General features: G+C 59.8%; 1 protein-coding gene. It reads left to right on the top strand.

Annotated elements, in window-relative coordinates; translation table 11 throughout:
• Positions 1 to 1,133, top strand: a 1,133-nt coding sequence (gene tuf / locus B7994_RS13835) for an elongation factor Tu (RefSeq protein ID WP_088639043.1), incomplete at its 3' end; no start/stop codon positions are given.

Here is a 1,133-nt window from a genome sequence, read left to right as displayed (position 1 = left end):
ATGGCAAAAGAACATTTTGACAGAAGCAAGCCGCACTGCAACATCGGCACCATCGGCCACGTTGACCACGGCAAAACCACTCTGACCGCCGCAATCTGCACGACTCTCGCTGCCCGCGGCCTCGCCAACGCCAAGCGTTTCGACGAAATCGACAACGCTCCTGAAGAAAAGGCTCGTGGTATCACGATCAACACTTCTCACGTCGAATACACCACTGCTAACCGTCACTACGCTCACGTCGACTGCCCGGGGCACGCCGACTACGTGAAGAACATGGTGACCGGTGCTGCCCAGATGGACGGCGCCATCCTCGTCGTGGCCGCTACTGACGGTCCGATGCCCCAGACCCGTGAACACATCCTCCTCGCTCACCAGGTGGGCGTGCCGAAGATCGTCGTGTTCATGAACAAGGTCGACATGGTCGACGACGCCGAAATCCTCGACCTCGTCGAAATGGAAGTCCGCGAACTCCTCAGCAAGTACGAATTTGACGGTGACAACACCCCGATCATCCGTGGCTCTGCCCTCAAGGCTCTCGAAGGCGAAGCCGAATGGCAGGACAAGGTCATGGAACTCATGGACGCTTGCGACTCCTACATCCCGCTCCCGCAGCGCGATACCGACAAGCCGTTCCTGATGCCGATCGAAGACGTGTTCACCATTACCGGCCGCGGCACCGTCGCTACCGGCCGTATCGAACGCGGTATCGTCCGCCTCAACGACAAGGTCGAACGCATCGGTCTCGGTGAAACCACCGAATACGTCATCACGGGCGTGGAAATGTTCCGCAAGCTCCTCGACGACGCCCAGGCCGGTGACAACGTCGGTCTTCTCCTCCGCGGCGCCGAAAAGAAGGACATCGTCCGTGGCATGGTTCTCGCCGCCCCGAAGTCCGTGACTCCGCACACCGAGTTCAAGGCTGAAATCTACGTCCTCACGAAGGACGAAGGTGGCCGCCACACGCCGTTCATGAACGGCTACCGTCCGCAGTTCTACTTCCGCACCACCGACGTGACTGGCACTATCCAGCTCCCGGAAGGTGTCGAAATGGTTACTCCGGGTGACACCGTGACCATCCACGTGAACCTCATCGCCCCGATCGCCATGGAAAAGCAGCTCCGCTTCGCTATCCG

The organism is Fibrobacter sp. UWR2 (genome assembly GCF_002210285.1).
Taxonomy (GTDB): Bacteria; Fibrobacterota; Fibrobacteria; order Fibrobacterales; family Fibrobacteraceae; genus Fibrobacter.
The sequence above is the reverse complement of the archived record's forward strand: the minus strand, read 5'-3'. Positions and strand labels throughout refer to the sequence as shown.